Genomic DNA, 19,726 nt, shown 5'->3' on the forward strand with positions numbered 1-19,726 from the left:
ACGAGTCCGCTTAGCCCATTGCGCTTTCGCGCAGTCCGGCCTTCAGCTTCGTATACTCATCAATAACATACTGCTCAGCGGCACGCTGGTCGGCAATCGGCTCAACGTTCACGGCGCAGTATTTATACTCAGGCGTTTTGGTAATCGGGCTTAAGTTCTCGGTTACCAGCTCATTACAGGCCCCAATCCACCACTGGTAGGTCATGTAAATCGCGCCTTTGTTCGGACGATCGCTCACTGCGGCACGGGTGATGACGCGGCCTTTGCGGGAGTTCACCCACACTAGCGCTTCATCTTCAATGCCTAAACGCGCCGCATCAGCGGTGTTGATCTGGGCATAGCCCGGTTCATCCGCCAGTGCTGCCAGCGCCGCACAGTTACCGGTCATCGAACGGCAAGAGTAGTGGCCAACTTCACGCACCGTCGACAGTACCATCGGATACTGCTCGGTCAGCTTGTCGATTGGCGCTACCCAGTCGCAGGTGAAGAACTGCGCCATACCGTTCGGGGTGTCGAACTTCTCTTTAAAGAGGTAAGACGTCCCCTGATCGGCATCGCCGGTATCACGGCAAGGCCACTGGATATAGCCCAGTTCGCCCATTTTTTCGTAGGTGGCACCGTAGAAATCCGGGCACAGATTACGCAACTCATCCCAGATTTCCTGGGTGTTGTTGTAGTGCATCGGATAGCCCATGCGGGTCGCGATTTCACTGATAATCTGCCAGTCGGTTTTCAGATCCCACTTCGGCTCAACGGCTTTATAGAAGCGCTGGAAACCACGGTCAGCGGCCGAGAAGACGCCTTCATGCTCGCCCCATGACGTAGACGGCAGGATGACGTCTGCGGCAGCAGCGGTTTTGGTCATGAAGATATCCTGGACGATAACCAGTTCCAGATCTTCGAAGCCTTTACGTACCGCGGAGAGCTCTGCGTCGGTCTGTAATGGATCTTCACCCATAATGTACGCGGCGCGAACTTCGCCATGCCCGGCACGGTGCGGCAGTTCGCTGATGCGATAGCCGGTATGTGCTGGCAGGCTTTCTACGCCCCAGGCTTTGGCGAATTTCTCGCGGTTAGCCGGGTTGTTCACGTACTGATAGCCCGGATAGGTATCCGGCAGTGCGCCCATATCGCAGGCACCCTGAACGTTGTTCTGACCGCGAACCGGGTTCACGCCCACGCTTGGCTTACCGAGGTTACCGGTCAGCATGGCGAGGCTGGTCAGCGAACGGACGGTTTCCACGCCCTGATAGAACTGGGTAACACCCATGCCCCACAGGATGGCCGCGCTTTTCGCACCGGCATACATACGCGCACACTGACGAATTTCCTGCGCGCTGACGCCAGTAATCGCTTCGACGGACTCCGGCGTATAGCCTTCGACAATCTTGCTGTACTCTTCAAAACCTTCGGTACGGCTGGCGACGAACGCTTTGTCGTACAGGTTTTCTTCAATAATGACATGACCTATGGCGTTGAGCAGCGCGATATTCGAGCCGTTTTTCAACGCGATATGCATATCGGCAATGCGCGCGGTTTCAATTTTGCGCGGATCGCAGACGATGATTTTCGCCCCTTTACGTTTGGCGTTAATCACGTGATTCGCCACGATAGGGTGGGAATCAGCCGGGTTGTACCCGAAGATAAAGACTAAGTCAGTGTCATCAATTTCGTTGATGGCATTGCTCATTGCGCCGTTACCGACCGATTGGTGCAGACCTGCAACCGAAGGGCCGTGTCAGACGCGTGCGCAGCAGTCGACGTTGTTAGTACCAATCGCCGCACGCGCAAATTTTTGCATGACGTAGTTTGTTTCGTTACCCGTTCCGCGTGAGGAACCGGTAGTCTGAATGGCATCCGGGCCGTATTTCGCTTTGATCGCGTTCAGGCGATCGGCCACGTAATTCAGCGCTTCGTCCCAGGAGACGGATTCCAGCTTGCCGCCACGTTGGCGACGGATCATTGGGGTTTTCAGGCGTGGCGTCAGGATCTGGGTATCGTTAATAAAATCCCAGCCATAATAGCCTTTCAGACACAGGGTACCCTGGTTGGTTTTCCCCTGAGCCGCCTCTGCCCGGACGATTTTTCCGTTATCGACCACCAGGTTGATTTTGCAACCTGATGCGCAATACGGGCAAACCGTGACGACTTTTTTCATCGGTCTCGCTCCAGTTAATCAAATCGCGCATACGCGCTGTCGCCCTCAGTATGCATCTTTTATGCCACTTTTTTATTGTGGGCATTCCCTGATAATACGGCTGATTTTTGGACAAAACGCTGACGAAAAACAGGCTGTCGTCATATTTGACGTGTCGAAGGGAAAAACGGGTGACGTTGTTGGGAGGAGAACCGATCCCGGAGTCGGCGCTGGCGCGCCTCGTCCGGGCTACCTGATATTGGCACTCGTAGCCCGGCCGAGCAGCGCGACGCCGAGGCAGTTCCGGCCTACTTAACCGGCGCGGCCTGATAACCGCCGCCCAGCGTTTTAATCAGCTGAATCCCCTGCACTACGCGCTGGGTGTCGAGCATCAGCAGCGACATCTCTTCCGCCAGCACCGGCAGGCGCGCTTCGGTGGCTTGCAGTCGGCTGCCGAGCCCACGGCTGAAGGCGGCTTCGGCGGCGCTTTGGCTATAACGGGTGGCATCGACGCGTTCGGCCTGCATTGTGCGCTCATCGTTCAGCGTTTGCAGACGCGTACCGCCGATCGCCACGTCGCGAACGGCGTTAAGGACCGACTGGTTGTAGCGTTCAATCAGCATATTGCTGCCCGCGCGCGCGTTTTTCAGGTTGGCGTTCAATCGCCCGCCGTCGAACAGCGGCAGACGCAGGCCGGGGATGACGTTAATCTGCCGACTGGTGCTCTTGAACAGCTCGTCAATATGGATGGCGTCCAGCCCGAAGAAGACCTTGAGGTCGAAGCTTGGGTAGAACAGCGCCCGTGCTGCCTCCACCTGATCGAGCGAGGCCTGCACGTACCAGCGCATGGCCTGCAAATCTGGGCGGCGCGCGAGCAGATTGTAAGAGAGCATCGGCGGGATACCCACCTGCACCTGCGGCAGCACCGTTGGTTTTATCTCCGTCAGCTCGTTCGCCTCTGCGCCCATCAGCGCCCGCAGCGATTCGCGAGTCTCTTTGATTTGCCCTTTGACGGCGGCTATCTGCTTATCCACTGCCAGCATCTGCGCGCGCGCGCCGTGATAAGGCACTTTCGCCTCCAGCCCCTGCGCGACTTTGCTCTGGTGCGCTCGCACCGCGTAGTCAATGACGTCGTGGGTTTGCTGCAGCAGGTCGAGCATCTGGTCGTTCGCCTGAATACTGTAATAAAGCTGCGCTACGCCGGTCGACAGCGCCAGTTCTACCGCCGCCGTTTCGGCCAGCGCAGCGTTTTGCGCGCCAATGGCCGCCGAGACGGCAGAGCGGTGTACGCCCCATAGATCGAAATCCAACCCGGCCACCAGGCCGACGGTCGCTTCGGTGTAGTAAGGGCCGTCCATGCCCAGGCGCGGCGCGTCCAGGGCGTAGGGGCCGAGGAAGCCGTTGGCCGACGCGCGCTGGCGGTTAACCATCCCCAGCGCCGCCATCTGTAGCCGCGACCCGGCCTCGAGTAAATCGGCCTGCGACTGCACTTTCTCTTCGCGTAGCCGGGCTTCGGCTAGCGTGTGCGACCCGGTCAGCGTTTTTTCAATCAGCGCCGTGAGCTGTGGGTCATTAAACTGCTGCCACCACTGCGCCTGCGGCCAGCCCTGGCTGGCGAGATGGATATCGTCAGCCAGCGTTATCTGCCCCGGCTGCAGCTGTGAATGGGGGGCGGAATCGCTGCGGATTAGCGCGCAGCCGGAGAGCGTAGCGGTGCTGCTCAACAGGCTACACAGCAGGATGCGAAAAAGGGTTCGGGTCATGATGGGGTGGCTCCTTGCGCCTGTTCCCCGGCGCGTTCGGCCGGGGAGGTCCAATCGGGTAAACGGGCTATTTGCTGCGCGACGCGCTGTGCGGGTTCGCTCTGCTGCGGTGAGAGCGGCGGGGCGGAGGCGATACCCTGCGCCAGCGCGGCGGCATACTGCTCCAGCGCTTCGGCAAGCGCCGGTTCCGGTGCCTCAGCACCATCCCAGGCGTAGAGGATCTCGCGGCCCGAACGAATCACGCTCTGACAGTGAGCAAGATGGGTGGCTTGATGGGGTTCCAGCGCCACGCGCTCGCCCATCTCCTCACAGGCATTAAAGGCCGCGTGGCAGCCAATGCGCAGCTTGAGATAGTCACGCTGCGTTGCCGGAGATTGCTGCGGAAGGCGCAGCAGTTTGCCGAGCATCCCTAACGCACCAGCCTGCTTGTGCCGCAGAGGGACGGCTTCACTTTCCGGCCAGATAAAGGTGTAGATAACGGCGGAGACGGCGGTGCCAATCAGGATCCCGACGGCGCGATCGCGGATCTCCGCCAGATCGTAGGCCGGGCCATAAACGTTCTCGATCGTGGCAAGCGCGAAAGTGACGATCATCTGGGTGCCAATATAGGACGATCGTTCCGATCCGGTCGCTATCCAGGCGCCAAACAGGAAGATAGGCGCCAGTACGGCGAGCAGTTCAACGATGCCGTCCAGCCACGGCATAATGGCGATCGTCACCAGCAGCGCCAGCAGTGCGCCGGCCAGCGCGCCGCCGAAGCGCAGCGCCATTTTCTGGTAGGAAGAGCCGATGCTGGGATTGGCGACAATAATGCAGGTCAGCATACAGGTGTGAATGCCTTCCCAGTCGACGCCGGAATAGAAGATAAAGCAGATCAGGCAGGCCAGCAGCGTTTTGAGGGCATAACGCAGGTAGGCCGGGTTGGTAAAGGCATCCGCGACGAATGACGGCGCTTTGACGGCGGGCGATGGCGGCGTGTTGGGGTCCATCAGGCCAAGCTGGCGCAGCTGCTCGCAGAGATTCTCCAGCCCGCAGGCCTTTGCCGCTGCGCGTTCCTCGGCGCTGAGCTGCCATGCGCTTTGCCACGGTTTACCTTCGGTGATTGACTGCCGCAGTGAGAGGATTTCCGCCCTCAGCCGTGCGACGAACGCCGGGGCTGGCGCGGCAGTGGCGGCATCGTAGCGGTTCAGCGTGCTGTACAGATAGCTCACGGTATTGACGCCGTTTTGCCACCAGGCGCAGTGTGCTTTCCAGCCAGCATCATCGGCCATACAGAAAACATTCAGCTTTTGCAGCGCCAGAATTTCCCGCTCGACGTCGGTTTCCGCCCGCGGTGCGCCTTCGCCTGCCAGCCGTTTGAGGGCGTCATCCAGCCGGGCGCAGAGCGCTTCTCGCATCTGGCTTCCGGCACGGCTGGGGAACCACAACACGCCCATCAGCACCATCAGCAGCGTAGGGTACAGGCCCACCACGATGCACCACAGCGTCAGGCGCATCACCACTTCGGGATAGTCGAGCATGCCGGGAAAGCTCTGACCGTAAATGGCGACGATAGCCACCGCGAAGAAGACCAGCCCTAGCCGATGGGTGCGCATCATAAACATGCAGCCCAGCAGGATAAGGCTGGCGATGATAAGGCGCACCAGCGGGTAGCCGTAGGCCCATTTGTAGATCAGAAACAGGCTGCCAATCTCCAGCACCGTGGCGACGACAAACAGTATCGCCACGAATTTGGTGTAAAACGCGTTCGATTGAATGCCATAGAACAGCACCGCTAGCGAAACGGCGAGAAACGGGATTTCGAAGGTCATCGAGATAAGCACGACCAGCAGGCAGCCAATCCACAGCTGCAGCGTCTGTGACAACCGGCCGGGACGACGCTCGCTCAGCTCCTTATGGAAAAACGCCAGCAGCCTGACCAGCGGCAGCGGCAGGTAATGGAGCGCGTTCATTATTGTGACTCAAGGCTGGCAACCGCCGACGCGCCGATGCGGAACATGTCAGCGTCCGGGTTATCGACCATGATTTTCACCGGGAAGCGCTGGGCCACGCGCACCCAGTTGATGGAGCGGGAGACGCGCGGCAGGCCGCCGAGCACGATGCCGCCGTCGTCTGGCAGCACGCCGAAGCCAATGGAATCGACCTTGCCGGTAAACGTTTTGCCGCTGTCGCTCATCAGGCGCAGGGTGGCGGGGGAACCCGCGTGGATGTTGCTTAGCTCGGTTTCACGGAAGTTGGCAATCACGTACCAGTGGCGGGTGTCGATGAGGGTGAAAATAGGGCGCATGGCGGAGGCGAACTGCCCGATGGAGGTTTTCAGCGATACCACGCGGCCGTCGAACGGCGCGCGCACGGTGGCCATCTCGAGGTGCAGTTTAGTCAGCGCGATATCCGCTTCTACTGCCACACGCTGGGCGACCAGCGCATCCACGCCGCTGACGGCGCTGGCGGCCTGCTGCGCCTGCAGCAGCACGGCGTTGAGATCGGCTTCGCTGGCGCGCTGCGCGGTGCGCGCACGGTCAACGTCTTCCGCCGAGACAAAACCCTGCGATAGCAGCGGTTCGGTGCGGCGCAGCGTGTCGCTGGCGAGTTTAGCCGCTGCGCGCGCTTTGCCGACGGACGCCTCAACGGAGCCCGCCGCAAATTTTTGCGCATCGACGCTGCGCTGGGTCAGCATGATCTGTTTATCCAGCGCCGCCAGTGAGGCTTCGGCCTTTGCCAGATTGGCCTCATAAGGGCGAGGGTCGATGCGGAAAAGCAGATCGCCCTGCTTGACCTGCTGGTTATCGTGCACCGCCAGTTCAATAATGCGCCCGCTCACTTCCGGGACCACGTCGATAGTGTCGGCAGCGGCATAGGCATCGTTAGTTGAAGGCGCGCTATCAATACGCCAGATAACCCAGATCAGGACAATTAACGCGAGCAGCGTCAGCGCCAGGGCCGGTATTTTGTTGCGAAGAGTTTTATTCTGCGAGCTTTCCATGAGCGCATCTCAATGTGAGTTAGAAAAAGACCAGCCAGACCAGCATGGAGTAAAGAGCAAAGAGGGCGGTATAAATCACGCTGGCCAATGCCAATGAGGGGTATCGATTAAGGATAATTCGCCGTGAAATAAGCGTGAGGATAACGCCGATAATAAGACAGAACAGCCAGCCAGGGTAATAGGCGCCAATGACCGGGATGGCGGGGGATAACGAACACCCCGTCAGCCCTAGCGCAGGCATCAGCCAGGCCATTTTTTCTAGCGCTATCCTAATCCTGGATTTTATGATTTGCATAATAGAATACATCCTGTGTATTTCTAACAATATTTATGATGAATATAAAATAGCCATGAGAAGAGACAGTATGGCTATTTTTTCTCAGGAGAAAAATAGCTTTATTTTCCTATCGCATTCATAACTTATTTATATTTTATATTTCTTGTGGTCGTTATTATATTTATTATGAATTTGAATGCCGGCGGGCTTATTTTAGGCTTGTTTTGGTATCGTCTGCATCTCGCTGTTTGCTGGCTGAATTGAGATTCCTCCGCTACACCGATGGTGCACACTTGCATAACCTACCGCCAGCTCCCTGACGAGACTGGCCCTATGAAACGTTACCTCACCGCCGTATGCTTCTGCGCGCTGTCGCTGACCAGCCAGCTCGCGCATGCCGATATTATCGATGACGCCATTGGCAATATTCAGCAGGCGATCAACGATGCCTACAACCTGGGCAGCAGCGATCGCTCCAGCCGCGATCGGGATGACGACGATCGATCCTATAACGATCGCCGCAGTACGCAGAGCAGCCAGCAATATAACGATCGTCGTCGGCAGCTTGATGACCGCCGACGCCAGCTTGACGATCGCCAACGCCAGCTCGACCAGGAACGCCGTCAGCTGTCGGACGACGAGCAGCGCCTCGACGACGATTACGACCGTTAATCCAGGCGAATTTCCATACCGTCATAGCCTGCCTCAATGCCGGGCGGCAGCAGGTGGGTCATCATCCATTCATCAAACTGGTGGCTGATATGCGTCAGGATAACGCGCGGGCAGCGGATCTCGTCGTTAAGTACCTGAATCGTCGCCAGATCGCTATGGTTGCGCGGCGTCTGCTCCCGTGGAGCGTGGCTGCAATCAATCACCATCACCTGCGGGCGATTATTGCTTAAAAAGGTCAGCGTTTTCTCCGGCAGCCCGGCGGTATCCGAGAGCCAGGCAACGCGGCTATGCGGCGTTTCCAGCAGGTAGCCAAAGGTGAGCTTCGAGTGTTCGAGCGGTACGGGCGTGACCTGCAATCCCTGCAAATCAAAGACTACGAACGGTTCCACGGTGTGGCTGAAATCCAGCAGGCCGGGATGTTTGAACAGATCGTCACAGCCCTGTTCATCCGGCGGGCCGTAGACCGGAACGGTGTCACCCACGCCCCAGCGCAGCGGAAACAGCCCCTGCACGTGATCCATATGGTAGTGGGTGAGCAAAAACTGCTGAAAAGATCCGGCGGGCCAGCGATCGGTAAGATCGTGCAGCCCGGCGTCGATCAGGGTCACGGCATCGTTAAAGCGGACCACGCCGCTACAGGCTTTCCGCCGATACTGCGGGGCGCGTCGTGCCCGCATACAGGCCAGGCAGTCGCAGCCCCAGGCGGGCACGCCCTGCGCGCCGCCGGTACCGCTGAGGGTGAGGCTCAAACTCATACAGCATCCTCATAACGCTTTGGTGAAACGAACGTGGCTCGGGGCATAGCCTTCACGCTGATAAAAACGGTGGGCATCAAGACGTTTGACGCTGGTGGACAGCTCGGTCATCTCCGCGCCCGCATCGCGTGCGGTCTCTTCCGCCCACGCCAGCAGCTGGCTGCCAATGCCGGTGCCGCGCACCTGTGGCATCACCACCAGCTCCTGAATTTCGCCTATCCAGTTGGCGTGATGCAGGTGGAACTGCAAATGCAAACTCACCATGCCCACCACCTCGTCGTCGAGCAGCGCCAGCTGATAGTGCAGATTTCTATCCTGAAGATTGGCGGCGAAGCCGGTGTAAAAGGCGTCTCTGTCGTATTCGGCCTGTTTCAGCTCGCACATCAGCGCGTAAACGTCCTCGATGTCCTCGAAGGTGGCATGGCGTAGTTCACAGACAAGCATAGCGTGGCTCCTTTCTCCCCATCAGCATGAGGAGGGTCTCTACCGACTGTAGCAGACTGCCGTCATTGTTGAGCGTGTGGCACTCCGACGGCGTATAGCGCGCGGCGCGTTCCAGGCGGGCGGCAATCTCCACGCCGTTCTCCCGCCCGCGGGCGTGCAGCCGCTGGCGCAAGATCTCTGGTGAGACCTGCAGACAGACCGGCAGCAGCGCCTCAGTATAGCGGGCTTTGGCCTGGGCGAGATGGGCGCGTGAGCCGTTCACCACCACATCAAACCCGGCGTGCAGCCAGAGGTCAATTTCCACGCCCACGCCGTAGTACAGGCCGTTGGCGTGCCAGCTTAGCGCCAGCAGATTGTGCCCTGCGCGGGTGAAAAACTCCTGTTCGCTCAGCGCGATATGGTTTTCACACCCGGCGCTGGCCGGGCGGGTGATATAACGGTGTGCCACTAACAGCTGGGAAAGCTCCTGCTGGCGAAGCACTTCCAGCAGGCTGTCCTTCCCGGAGCCGGACGGCCCCATTAACCAGACCAGTTTTCCCTTCATCAGAACACCCTTTTTCCCTGACGCCAGACGTGGTCGATATGAATATGCTCGCCTTTGCGGTGCGCCAGCACCAGGTCGGCCCGTTTTCCTTCGGCAATCACTCCACGGTCGTGCAGATTCAGCGAGCGTGCCGGGTTGCGGGTCACCAGATGGATCGCCTGCGGCAGGGTGAAGGCGTTGTTATCGTCATCGGCGACGCGGAATGCCGCGTCCAGCAGGCTCGCCGGGTAATAGTCGGAGGAGAGAATATCCAGCAGCCCCAGCGCCGCCAGTTTGTGCGCTGCGACGTTGCCAGAGTGCGAGCCGCCGCGCACGATGTTCGGCGCGCCCATCAGCACGTTCATGCCGTGGCGACGCGAGGATTCCGCCGCTTCAAAGGTGGTGGGGAACTCGGCGATCACGCTGCCCAACTGGTGCGATTCAACCACGTGATCGTGGGTGGCATCGTCATGGCTTGCCAGCGCGATATTGCGCTCGCGGCACATCCCGGCAATCGCCGTACGGTTCGGCTGCGACCAGCGGGCTGCCAGTGCTAGCTGCTCTTCTTCGTACTGACGCATCTGCGCATCGGTCAGCGAGTATTTGCCCTGATAGTATTCACGGTACTTCTCACGGTTGGCGAACTGGCGCTGGCCCGGCGAATGGTCCATCAAGGAGACCAGCGATACCGGCTCGCGGCCCACCAGTTTTTCAAACAGCGGCAGGGTGGTGTGATGCGGCAACTCGCAGCGCAGATGCAGGCGGTGCTCGGCGCGGTTAACACCGCGCTTTTGCGTCTCCTCGATGGCGTTGATCATCTTTTCGAGGTTTTCCAGACGGTCGCCGCCGTCGCGCACATCGCCAATGGCGACCGCATCCAGCACGGTGGTGATGCCGCTGGCGACCATCAGCGCGTCGTGGCTGCTCATCGCCGAGTGGGCAGGCCAGTCAACCTTCGGGCGCGGGGTGAAGAATTTATCCAGATTATCGGTATGCAGTTCAATCAGCCCCGGCAGCAGCCAGCCGCCTTCGCCGTCCATCGCTTCGGGCAGGCGGCTCTGGCTTTCGGCAAAGGCGCGAATTTCGCCGTCCTGTACCTCAAGGGAACCGTGAACCACGTCGTTCTCAAGAACCAGCTTTACGTTATTGATAATCATGCGGGTGTACCCATTGGGTGGAGGCGGTCGGCGACCTGGTTGCGGACAGATTCGTCATGGAAAATGCCGACGATAGCCGCGCCGCGGGCTTTGGCTTCGGTAATCAGGCTAACCACGGCAGCGCTGTTTTTGGCGTCCAGCGAGGCGGTGGGTTCGTCGAGCAGCAAAATTGGGTAGTCGACGATAAAGCCACGGGCGATATTGACGCGCTGCTGTTCGCCGCCGGAAAAGGTCGACGGCGCGAGGTGCCACAGGCGCTCCGGCACGTTGAGGCGCGTCAGCAACTGAGCGGCTTTCGCGGCGCAGGCTTCACGGGGCACGCCGATGTTGAGCAGTGGCTGCATTACCACCTCCAGCGTGGAGATACGGGGGATCACGCGCAGAAACTGGCTGACCCAGCCGACGGTGGTCTTACGCACTTCCACCACTTTGCGCGCGGGGGCGCTGACCAGATCGACCCATTCGTCGCCATGTTTAATATGGATATGCCCTTCATCCGGCAGGTAGTTAGCATACAGCGAGCGCAGCAGGGTAGATTTACCGCTGCCGGAGTGGCCGTGCAGCACCACGCACTCCCCGGCGTTGACGGTGAGCGAGGCTTCGCGCAGCACCGGCAGCTGGACACCGTTTTGCTGGTGCAGAACAAAGGTTTTACTGACGTTTTCGACGCGGATCGCGTTCATTTTTTGCCTCTTTAACATTTGAGCCTCCCCGGTGTCGCGTTGCTCGGCCGGGCTACAAATTCGGAGTAGCCCGGCCAAGCGCAGCGCCGCCGGGAATGGCACCGAGGGTTAGTTCTGCAACACCGACGACACCAGCAGCTGGGTGTACGGATGGTGTGGATCGTCGAGCACCCGGTCGGTGAGCCCACTTTCCACCACCTGACCCTGCTTCATTACCAACAAACGGTCGGCGAGCAGGCGTGCAACGCCTAAATCATGGGTGACAATCACCACCGCCAGGTTCAGCTCCACCACCAGGCCGCGCAGCAGGTCGAGCAGGCGCGCCTGCACCGACACGTCCAGGCCGCCGGTAGGCTCATCCATAAACACCAGCTTCGGGTGGGTGACGAGGTTGCGGGCAATCTGCAGGCGCTGCTGCATCCCGCCGGAGAAGGTGGTCGGCAGGTCGTCGATGCGCGACGCCGGGATCTCCACTTCCTCCAGCCAGCGCTGGGCGGTGGCGCGGATATCGCCATAGTGGCGCGCGCCGGTAGCCATCAGTCGTTCGCCAATGTTGCCGCCCGCCGATACCTGACGACGCAGGCCGTCCATCGGATGCTGATGTACCACGCCCCACTCGGTGCGCAGCAGGCGACGACGGTCGGCTTCGGTCATCGCGTACAGCGAACTGTCCTGATAGCGAATTTCCCCTTCCTGCGGCGTCAGACGCGCCGAAATGGATTTCAGCAGCGTGGTTTTACCGGAGCCAGATTCGCCGACGATACCCAGCACTTCGCCCGGCCACAGGTCAAAGGAGACGTTGCTGAAGCCTTTGCCGGGCGCGTAGAGATGGGTCAGGCGGTCAACGGAGAGTAATGGTTGCGTCATGCGTTTTTTGCCTCGCTCTGTTGGCGGCAGAAATCGGTATCGGAGCAGACAAACATCCGTTTGCCGCTGTCATCGAGCACCACTTCATCGAGGTAGCTATGCTGCGACCCGCAGATGGCGCACGGCTCGTCCCAGCTCTGGATGGTGAACGGATGGTCGTCAAAATCGAGGCTCTCGACGCGGGTAAACGGCGGCACGGCGTAGATGCGTTTTTCGCGCCCGGCACCGAACAGCTGCAGCGCGGGCATCATGTCCATCTTCGGGTTATCGAATTTCGGGATCGGCGACGGGTCCATCACGTAGCGGCCGTTCACCTTCACCGGGTAGGCGTAGGTGGTGGCGATATGGCCGAAGCGGGCGATATCTTCATACAGCTTCACCTGCATTACGCCGTACTCTTCCAGCGCGTGCATGGTGCGGGTCTCGGTTTCGCGTGGTTCGATAAAACGCAGCGGCTCGGGGATCGGCACCTGGAAGATCAGGATCTGATCCTCAACCAGCGGCGTTTCCGGGATCCGGTGACGCGTCTGGATCAAGGTGGCGTCTTCGGTGCGTTCGGTGGTGTTCACCCCGGTCACGCGCTGGAAGAACTGGCGAATCGACACGGCGTTGGTGGTGTCGTCCGCGCCCTGGTCAATCACCTTGAGCACGTCCGCTTCGCCAATCACGCTGGCGGTCAGCTGGATCCCGCCGGTGCCCCAGCCGTACGGCATCGGCATTTCGCGGCCGCCGAACGGCACCTGATAGCCGGGGATCGCCACCGCTTTGAGGATGGCGCGGCGGATCATGCGCTTGGTCTGCTCATCGAGATAAGCGAAGTTATAGCCGCTGAGATTAGTCATTTTTCTGCTCCCGTTGCAGGCGTTTCAACAGTTCCAGTTCGGCCTGGAAATCGACGTAGTGGGGGAGTTTCAGGTGCGAGACGAAACCGGCGGCTTCAACGTTATCGGCGTGGGCGAGGACAAACTCTTCGTCCTGCGCCGGGCCGACGGCGTGCTCGTCATAGTCTGGCGCCTGCAATGCGCGGTCGACCAGCGCCATTGCCATGGCCTTGCGCTCGCTCATGCCGAACACCAGGCCGTAGCCGCGGGTGAAGTGCGGCGGTTCGTCCGCTGGGTCAACGAAGCCGTTGACCATTTCGCATTCGGTCATCAGCAGTTCGCCGACGTTCACCGCAAAACCCAGCTCTTCGGGCACAATTTCGACATCAATATGGCCGCTGCGAATTTCCCCGGCGAACGGGTGGTTGCGCCCGTAGCCGCGCTGGGTGGAGTAGGCCAGCGCCAGCAGGTAGCCTTCGTCGCCACGCATCAGCTGCTGTAAGCGAGAGGAGCGTGAGCAGGGGTAGACCGGCGGCGTGCGGGTGATGTCATCCGGCGTGGCGCCGTTATCCTCTTCCGCTTTCGCCAGCCCCTGGTGTGCCAGCAGGCTGAAGACGTGTGGCGCGGCAGACTGCTCACCGTCGTCGGTTTTTAGGGTTGGCGCTTCGCCGTTCGCCAGCAGCGTAAAGTCCAGCAGGCGGTGGGTGTAGTCGTAGGTGGGGCCAAGCAGCTGGCCGCCGGGTACGTCTTTATAAACGGCGGAGATGCGGCGCTCCAGGCGCATGCGGCTGGTTTCCAGCGGCTCGCTCACCGCCAGCTTGGCAAGCGTAGTGCGGTAGGCGCGCAGCAGAAAAATCGCTTCAACGTTATCGCCGCTCGCCTGCTTCAGCGCCAGCGCGGCCAGTTCGCGGTCGGCGATGCCGCCTTCGGTCATCACCCGGTCCACCGCCAGGTTAAGCTGCTGTTCAATCTGGGCGACGCTGAGCTCCGGCAGCGCGGTGTCGCCCCGGCGTCGATGTTCCTGTAGCGCGTGGGCGGCGGCTATCGCCTTCTCGCCCCCTTTGACGGCAACGTACATATCAGCAAACCTCGACGTGAGTGGTGCGCGGAATGGCCAGCAGACGCTCGCCGCAGGTGAGGATCAGATCCACGCCGAGCGGGAACGGGTGCGGGCGTTCGGTCAGTTCATGCAGAATGCAGTTCGGCAGCTGCGGGGCGATCATCCGCTCTTCGGCGATGCCCGCACCGGTCAGGCGCAGCATGCGGCCGCCGCTGAGGCTTGAGACCTGCACAATCAGCGTGGCGCTGGTTTCCGGCGCGACGGCGCTGCCTTCGCACAGGGCGTTCAGCTGTTCGCTGCTGATGGTGTCGCTTGAGACGGCAAAGGTTGCCTGCTGCGGCTGCTCAACCAGCGGCGCGTTGGTGTGAAAGCGCAGGCTCTGGCTGACGATATCGTTAAGCAGTGCGTTGGATAGCCACACCGGCGTGTCGTTGTCGGCAAGGGTCAGCAGCACGCTGGTGGTGGCGACGTTCAGCGGCTGCCAGCCGTGCTTGAGCTGGTGCAGCGCGACGATCACGCCCGGCTCGCTCATGGCTTTTAACAGGCGACGAAAGCTGTGCTGGTCATCCTGCACGGGAAGGGTAAAAGCGGTTTCCAGGGTCATGCGTTATCTCCGCGAACCAGCGTAAAGAAGTCGACCCGGCTGGCGTTGATTTCAGCCTGACGTGCGGCAATGCGCGCGGTACGGTCGGCTTCCAGCGGGGTAATCAGGGTTTCTAATAAGGTTTGAAAATGGGTTGGCTGCTGCATCAGCGCATCAATCACCGCGCAGCGCTCGGCGTGCGGTTTGTCGCGCCCCAGCACCCAGCTGTAGCCTACGGTACCGTTGCTCAAACGCACGGCGGCGCGAGTTAAGGTGGCATCGCCAGCAAAAAAACGTTCTCCGGTGCCGCCCATGCGGCCCTGGAGTTGGACCAGACCGGTTTCCGGGGCACGGATCGTTTCGTAGTCGGCGGTAATGTTCAGGGCGACCATTTTCTCCGCCAGATTGGCGGGGTCGCTGTGGGACAGCACCGACATCCAGTGCTGACGAGTCGCGGTATCGAGGTGCATTCAGTGCTCCATAATAAATTCGATCATGTCGGCGCGGGTCAGGCTGACGGAGTACTCCATCGCCTGGTCATCGCCTTCACGATGGTTCAGGGTGCGCACGCACAGCAGGGGCGCCATATTGGGAATTTCTAAGCGTTGGCTCTCTTTGGCCTGTGCCCGGCGTGCGCTGATACGGGTCTGGCTGCGTTTGAGCGCAATGCCGGTTTGCTCACGCAGGAAGTCATGCAGCGAACCGCTGCTGAAGTTTTGCAGCGTGGGCCAGAGCGTGAGGTCGGCGAAGTAGTGGTCGATAAGGCACAGCGCCACGCCGTTGACCCGGCGCAGGGTGCGCAGGTGAATCACGTTGTCGCCTTCGGTAATGCCCAGCGCTTCGGCTATATGGCTGGAGGCCGGGCGCAGCACCGACAGCAGCTTTTCGCTGGTGGGATGGCTGCCCTGGTCGAGCAGATTCTGGCTAAAGCGCGCCTGGGCGTTCAGCGGGTAGTCGAACGGGCGCATCAGCACCAGCACGCCAACTCCCTGACGGCGCTGAACCCAGCCTTTCTCTACCAGTTGGTCGATGGCGCGGCGCAGGGTATGACGGTTCACTTCAAAGCGCGCCGCCAACTGATGCTCGGCGGGCAGGTAGTCGCCACAGCGGTAGTTCTGGCGCAGCTCCTGTTCCAGACGAGCCGCAATCTCTTGATAACGCGTCGGATAACTGGTCGGATGTGTAGACAAGTGCATAGCCAACAAGACCTCGCTAATCAGATGAAGTGCTTACGCAAACGCTGAGAGAGGAAATCCAACAGGCTGACGGTGACGATGATGAGGACCATCAGCGCACAGGTTTGCTGGAACTGGAAACCGCGAATCGCCTCCCACAGCGTCACGCCGATGCCGCCTGCGCCCACCATCCCGACCACCGTAGCGGAGCGGACGTTGGACTCGAAACGGTAGAGCGAGTAGGAGATTAAGAGCGGCATGACCTGCGGCAGTACGCCGTAGAGGATCTCTTCAATTTTGTTCGCCCCGGTGGCGCGGATACCTTCAACCGGGCCGGGTTCAATGGCTTCCACTGCTTCGGAAAGCAGCTTGGAGAGGACGCCAGTGGTGTGGATAAACAGCGCCAGTACCCCGGCAAACGGGCCTAAACCGACGGCAACCACGAACAGCATGGCGAAGACCATTTCGTTGATGGCGCGACAGGCGTCCATCAGGCGGCGCATTGGTTGGTAAACCCACCACGGCACCAGGTTTTCGGCGCTCATCAGGCCACAGGGAATGGATAGCACCACCGCCAGCGCGGTACCCCAGACGGCGATTTGCAGGGTCACGGCCATCTCGCTGAGATAGTCCTGCCACTGGCTAAAATCCGGCGGGAAGAAGTCGGCGGCGAAGGTCGCCATGTTGCCCGCGTCTTTGAACAGCGTGACCGGGTTCATTTCCGCCCCTTTCCAGGAGACGACAAGCACTGCCAGCAGGATGGCCCAGCTGATCAGCGAGAACCAACTGCGCTTGGGCGGGGGAACGGTGATGGTGTGTTGCATGGTTGAGCTCCGGGTTTCCTGAGTTCCCTCGCCCCTTTGGGGAGAGGGTTAGGGTGAGGGGGTCAGCTCAGTGCCGATTTCCCCTCACCCCGGCCCTCTCCCTGAGGGAGAGGGGGAAAGGGTTACTGCACCGCTTTGGTGACCGACGTCATCGCGCCAATTGCCGCCGTGGTACGGTCAAGGTCGCTCAGACGCGCCTGGATCTCGGCGGTTTTAGTGGCCTTTTCCGCGTCGTTCAGCGTGCCGTTGCCCTTCACGGTCTGCATCTCTTTAAACAGCGTCAGCTGGCGAATCGGCAGCAGTTGCAGGTCGCTGGAGGCGCGGAACGGCGCCCAGCCCAGACGTTCCAGCACCGCTTTCTGTTCCGGCGTTTTGCCGTAGTTCATAAAGAAGCTGTACACCTTGTCCTTGGTGGATTCAGACAGGTTTTTACGCCACACAATCGGGTCGCCTGGGATCAGCGGTGACTTCCAGATAACCTTCAGCGCTTTCAGCTTGTCCGGCGCGGAGACCTTCAGCTTGTCGAGGTTTTCGGTGTTGTTGGTGGCGACATCCACCTGCTTGTTGGCAACGGCCAGGGCGTTGGTTTCATGGCTGGCGTTAACCGTGCGCTTAAAGTCGCTGGCGGAGGCGTTGTTCTTGGCGAAGACGTAGTAGCCAGGGACCAGGAAACCGGAGGTGGAGTTCGGGTCACCGTTGCCGAAGGTCAGCTCTTTACGTTTGGCGAGCAGGTCGTTGAGGTTGTTGATTGGGCTGTCTTTGTTGACGATCAGCACGCTCCAGTAGCCTGGGGAGCCGTCGGCGGCGACGGTCTGAGCGAATACCTGACCGTTGGCGCGGTCCACCGCTTCCATGGCGGAGAGGTTGCCGTACCAGGCGATATCGACCTTGTTAAAGCGCATCCCCTGGATGATCCCCGCGTAGTCCGGTGCGAAGAAGGCGTTGACCTTCACGCCCAGCGACTTTTCCATATCCTTCAGGAACGGTTCCCATTGCGGCTTTAAGTTCTGCTGTGATTCCGTCGAAATAATGCCGAAGTTCAGCGCTTTTTCCTGCTCTTCCGCGTGGGCTGGGGTTAACAGGGTGCTGAGGCTAAACATGCTGGTAAAGGCCAGCGCGGCAACGGCTTTATAACTCATTTCCATTCCTCATTGTGGGGACGTTAAGCAGCCTGCGCGTTCTCTTCGACGCGATTAATGCTGCGGTAGAGATGGTCAAATCGTTCGTTATCAAACTGCTGGCTGCTGCCGTCATAGAACACGTGTCCCTGACGCAGCGCGATGATGCGTTCGCAGTAGCGCAGCGCATAATCGACCTGGTGCAGCGTCACCACGACGGTGATGCCGTCGGTCTGGTTAATGTCGCGCAGCGTGTCCATCACGATGCGCGCGGATTCCGGGTCCAGCGAGGCGATAGGCTCATCGGCAAGGATCACCTTCGCCTGCTGCATCAGCGCACGGGCAATCGCCACGCGCTGCTGCTGGCCGCCGGAGAGGGTCGAAACGCGCTGGTGGGCCATGTGTGCCATGCCTACGCGGGTTAACGCCTGCAGGGCGCGTTGCTTCTGATCGCGGGTGAACCAGCTAAAGCAGGTACGCCAGAACGGCGTGCTGCCGAGCGCGCCAATCAGCACGTTCTCCATCACGCTCAGACGGTTAACGAGGTTGAACTGCTGGAAGATGTAGCCGGTGTGGGCGCGGCTTTTGCGGATATCACGGGCCAGACGGCCCGACTGCTGCACGGTGTTACCCAGCAGTTCGATGCGGCTGCCCGGCGTTTTATCGCCGACGATAAGGCCGCTCAGATGACGTAAAAGGGTGGATTTGCCAGAACCAGATGGGCCAAGCAAAGCCACCATCTCACCAGCGTGGACGTTCAAATCAATGGCGTGGAGTACCTGTTGCTGATTGAACGTTTTGTTGAGCTTTTCAACGCGAATAATCGTTTGCATGCTGAGACCCTCATTTAAGGTGGCCTCATCGTGGCGAATTAATGTGACATTTGGGTTAAGAGATAGTTACTTGAAGATGAATAATTGACCGGGATTTGATGACAGCGCGGGAGGCCGTGGCCTCCCGCGTGGTTAGAGCGTGGGCGCTTGTTGTTTGACCACGTTAATCATCCACGGCACGCCGTAGCGGTCGATGACGCGGCCGAAGCCGTGCGCCCAGAAGGTCTCCTGCCAGGCCATTTCAACCTTGCCGTTGGCGGCGAGATTGTCGAACCAGCGTTTACCCTCTTTTACGTCCTGGGTGTCGAGCACCAGCGTAAAGCCAGCGTAGTTAACGGCATCCGGCGAGGTGCCGTCGCTCATCATGATATCGCTGCCCGCGATGTGGACGTTGGCGTGGGCGATGGCGCTATCGGGAAACTTCAGGCCGGACGGGCAGCCGCCTTCTTCATCCATGGCGGAGGGCGGCATTTCGCCGAAGGTGATTTTGTAGCGCAGTTCCGCACCCAGCGCCTGCTGATAATAGGCAATGGCATCGGCACAGTTTCCGGAAAAGGCGAGATAGGGGCTTAACGGCATGATCGTTACCTCAGGTAAGAAGTGCTCATTAAGTGTAGTGCGTGTCGGTTCTGGGGGCGAAGCGGGGCGGGGGGCGTATTGCCGGATAAGCGAAGCGCCATCCGGCAAGACTACGTGTTAAATCAGTTCTTTTTCACAAACTCAGATTTCAGCTTCATCTGGCCGAAACCGTCGATTTTGCAATCGATGTTGTGGTCGCCTTCCACCAGGCGGATGTTCTTCACTTTGGTGCCGATTTTCAGCATCGAAGAACTGCCTTTGACCTTCAGGTCTTTAATCACGGTGACGCTGTCGCCGTCGACCAGCAGGTTGCCGTTGGCATCTTTGACGATCAGTTCGTCGCCGTCGTGTGCCGGTTCAGCATCGTTCCACTCATGCGCGCACTCCGGGCAGATGAACATGCCGTTGTCTTCGTAGGTGTATTCGGAGTTGCATTGTGGGCAGTGGGGTAATGACATGGATATATCCTCAA

At 59.8% G+C, this 19,726-nt stretch carries 22 protein-coding genes; 1 reads left to right on the forward strand and 21 read right to left on the reverse strand.

Annotated features, from left to right (window positions below; all coding sequences use genetic code 11):
- Window positions 1-10: 10 nt before the first annotated feature.
- The 5 genes from fdhF to HII27_RS14210 all read right to left on the reverse strand — a co-directional run bounded on the left by fdhF (window position 11) and on the right by HII27_RS14210 (window position 7,178).
- Window positions 11-2,158 (reverse strand): formate dehydrogenase subunit alpha, encoded by a 2,148-nt coding sequence (fdhF, locus tag HII27_RS14190; protein WP_185668477.1) that lies wholly within the window; start codon window positions 2,156-2,158, stop codon window positions 11-13.
- Between the two features lie 287 nt (window positions 2,159-2,445).
- On the reverse strand, window positions 2,446-3,900 hold the full coding sequence (locus HII27_RS14195; protein WP_191092094.1) for an MdtP family multidrug efflux transporter outer membrane subunit: 1,455 nt from the start codon (window positions 3,898-3,900) through the stop codon (window positions 2,446-2,448).
- Window positions 3,897-5,852, reverse strand: coding sequence for a multidrug efflux transporter permease subunit MdtO (mdtO, locus tag HII27_RS14200; RefSeq protein ID WP_185668478.1), 1,956 nt, complete (start codon window positions 5,850-5,852; stop codon window positions 3,897-3,899). Before mdtO ends, HII27_RS14195 begins: the two co-directional genes overlap by 4 nt.
- Window positions 5,852-6,883, reverse strand: coding sequence for a multidrug transporter subunit MdtN (gene mdtN / locus HII27_RS14205; protein WP_185668479.1), 1,032 nt, complete (start codon window positions 6,881-6,883; stop codon window positions 5,852-5,854). The genes mdtO and mdtN overlap by 1 nt, the downstream gene beginning before the upstream one ends.
- A gap of 19 nt (window positions 6,884-6,902) precedes the next feature.
- Window positions 6,903-7,178 carry a YtcA family lipoprotein gene (locus HII27_RS14210; protein ID WP_185668480.1) on the reverse strand — a complete coding sequence of 92 codons (276 nt, stop codon included), beginning with the start codon at window positions 7,176-7,178 and terminating at the stop codon, window positions 6,903-6,905.
- 315 nt (window positions 7,179-7,493) lie between these two features.
- On the opposite strand from HII27_RS14210, the gene yjdP reads away from it, so the two are divergent.
- On the forward strand, window positions 7,494-7,832 hold the full coding sequence (yjdP, locus tag HII27_RS14215; protein WP_185668481.1) for a DDRRRQL repeat protein YjdP: 339 nt from the start codon (window positions 7,494-7,496) through the stop codon (window positions 7,830-7,832).
- On the opposite strand, the gene phnP is transcribed toward yjdP, so the two are convergent.
- The 16 genes from phnP to HII27_RS14295 form a co-directional block, all read right to left on the reverse strand.
- Window positions 7,829-8,587 carry a phosphonate metabolism protein PhnP gene (gene phnP, locus HII27_RS14220; RefSeq protein WP_185668482.1) on the reverse strand — a complete coding sequence of 253 codons (759 nt, stop codon included), beginning with the start codon at window positions 8,585-8,587 and terminating at the stop codon, window positions 7,829-7,831. The genes yjdP and phnP overlap by 4 nt on opposite strands.
- Before the next feature lie 9 nt (window positions 8,588-8,596).
- Window positions 8,597-9,031, reverse strand: a complete 435-nt coding sequence (gene phnO, locus HII27_RS14225) for an aminoalkylphosphonate N-acetyltransferase (RefSeq protein ID WP_185668483.1) — start codon at window positions 9,029-9,031, stop codon at window positions 8,597-8,599.
- Window positions 9,018-9,575, reverse strand: a complete 558-nt coding sequence (gene phnN, locus HII27_RS14230) for a ribose 1,5-bisphosphokinase (RefSeq protein ID WP_185668484.1) — start codon at window positions 9,573-9,575, stop codon at window positions 9,018-9,020. The genes phnO and phnN overlap by 14 nt, the downstream gene beginning before the upstream one ends.
- Window positions 9,575-10,711, reverse strand: a complete 1,137-nt coding sequence (phnM, locus tag HII27_RS14235; protein WP_185668485.1) for an alpha-D-ribose 1-methylphosphonate 5-triphosphate diphosphatase — start codon at window positions 10,709-10,711, stop codon at window positions 9,575-9,577. Before phnM ends, phnN begins: the two co-directional genes overlap by 1 nt.
- Entirely contained in the window at window positions 10,708-11,394 is a 687-nt protein-coding gene (phnL, locus tag HII27_RS14240) for a phosphonate C-P lyase system protein PhnL (RefSeq protein ID WP_185668510.1), read from the reverse strand. The genes phnM and phnL overlap by 4 nt, the downstream gene beginning before the upstream one ends.
- Before the next feature lie 108 nt (window positions 11,395-11,502).
- The gene (gene phnK / locus HII27_RS14245) at window positions 11,503-12,261 is read right to left on the reverse strand and encodes a phosphonate C-P lyase system protein PhnK (RefSeq protein WP_185668486.1); all 759 of its coding nucleotides are present in this window, start codon (window positions 12,259-12,261) and stop codon (window positions 11,503-11,505) included.
- Window positions 12,258-13,103 (reverse strand): alpha-D-ribose 1-methylphosphonate 5-phosphate C-P-lyase PhnJ, encoded by an 846-nt coding sequence (gene phnJ, locus HII27_RS14250; RefSeq protein WP_185668487.1) that lies wholly within the window; start codon window positions 13,101-13,103, stop codon window positions 12,258-12,260. Before phnJ ends, phnK begins: the two co-directional genes overlap by 4 nt.
- Entirely contained in the window at window positions 13,096-14,160 is a 1,065-nt protein-coding gene (locus HII27_RS14255; protein WP_185668488.1) for a carbon-phosphorus lyase complex subunit PhnI, read from the reverse strand. Before HII27_RS14255 ends, phnJ begins: the two co-directional genes overlap by 8 nt.
- A 1-nt stretch (window position 14,161) precedes the next feature.
- Window positions 14,162-14,746, reverse strand: a complete 585-nt coding sequence (gene phnH / locus HII27_RS14260; protein WP_185668489.1) for a phosphonate C-P lyase system protein PhnH — start codon at window positions 14,744-14,746, stop codon at window positions 14,162-14,164.
- Window positions 14,743-15,195, reverse strand: coding sequence for a phosphonate C-P lyase system protein PhnG (gene phnG / locus HII27_RS14265; protein WP_185668490.1), 453 nt, complete (start codon window positions 15,193-15,195; stop codon window positions 14,743-14,745). The genes phnH and phnG overlap by 4 nt, the downstream gene beginning before the upstream one ends.
- Entirely contained in the window at window positions 15,196-15,921 is a 726-nt protein-coding gene (phnF, locus tag HII27_RS14270; protein ID WP_185668491.1) for a phosphonate metabolism transcriptional regulator PhnF, read from the reverse strand. It abuts the gene before it with no gap.
- A 20-nt stretch (window positions 15,922-15,941) separates the two neighbouring features.
- On the reverse strand, window positions 15,942-16,724 hold the full coding sequence (gene phnE / locus HII27_RS14275) for a phosphonate ABC transporter, permease protein PhnE (RefSeq protein WP_185668492.1): 783 nt from the start codon (window positions 16,722-16,724) through the stop codon (window positions 15,942-15,944).
- Between the two features lie 122 nt (window positions 16,725-16,846).
- Complete coding sequence (phnD, locus tag HII27_RS14280) at window positions 16,847-17,863, reverse strand: phosphonate ABC transporter substrate-binding protein (protein WP_185668493.1); 1,017 nt, start codon at window positions 17,861-17,863, stop codon at window positions 16,847-16,849.
- A gap of 23 nt (window positions 17,864-17,886) precedes the next feature.
- A complete protein-coding gene (phnC, locus tag HII27_RS14285) occupies window positions 17,887-18,675 on the reverse strand; it encodes a phosphonate ABC transporter ATP-binding protein (protein WP_185668494.1) in 789 nt (262 codons plus the stop codon).
- A gap of 132 nt (window positions 18,676-18,807) precedes the next feature.
- Complete coding sequence (gene yjdN, locus HII27_RS14290) at window positions 18,808-19,254, reverse strand: VOC family metalloprotein YjdN (RefSeq protein WP_185668495.1); 447 nt, start codon at window positions 19,252-19,254, stop codon at window positions 18,808-18,810.
- A 122-nt stretch (window positions 19,255-19,376) separates the two neighbouring features.
- Window positions 19,377-19,712, reverse strand: a complete 336-nt coding sequence (locus tag HII27_RS14295; protein WP_185668496.1) for a zinc ribbon domain-containing protein YjdM — start codon at window positions 19,710-19,712, stop codon at window positions 19,377-19,379.
- Between the last annotated feature and the right edge of the window lie 14 nt (window positions 19,713-19,726).

The sequence above is a fragment of the Kluyvera sichuanensis genome (assembly GCF_014218705.1).
Taxonomy (GTDB): domain Bacteria; phylum Pseudomonadota; class Gammaproteobacteria; order Enterobacterales; family Enterobacteriaceae; genus Kluyvera; species Kluyvera sichuanensis.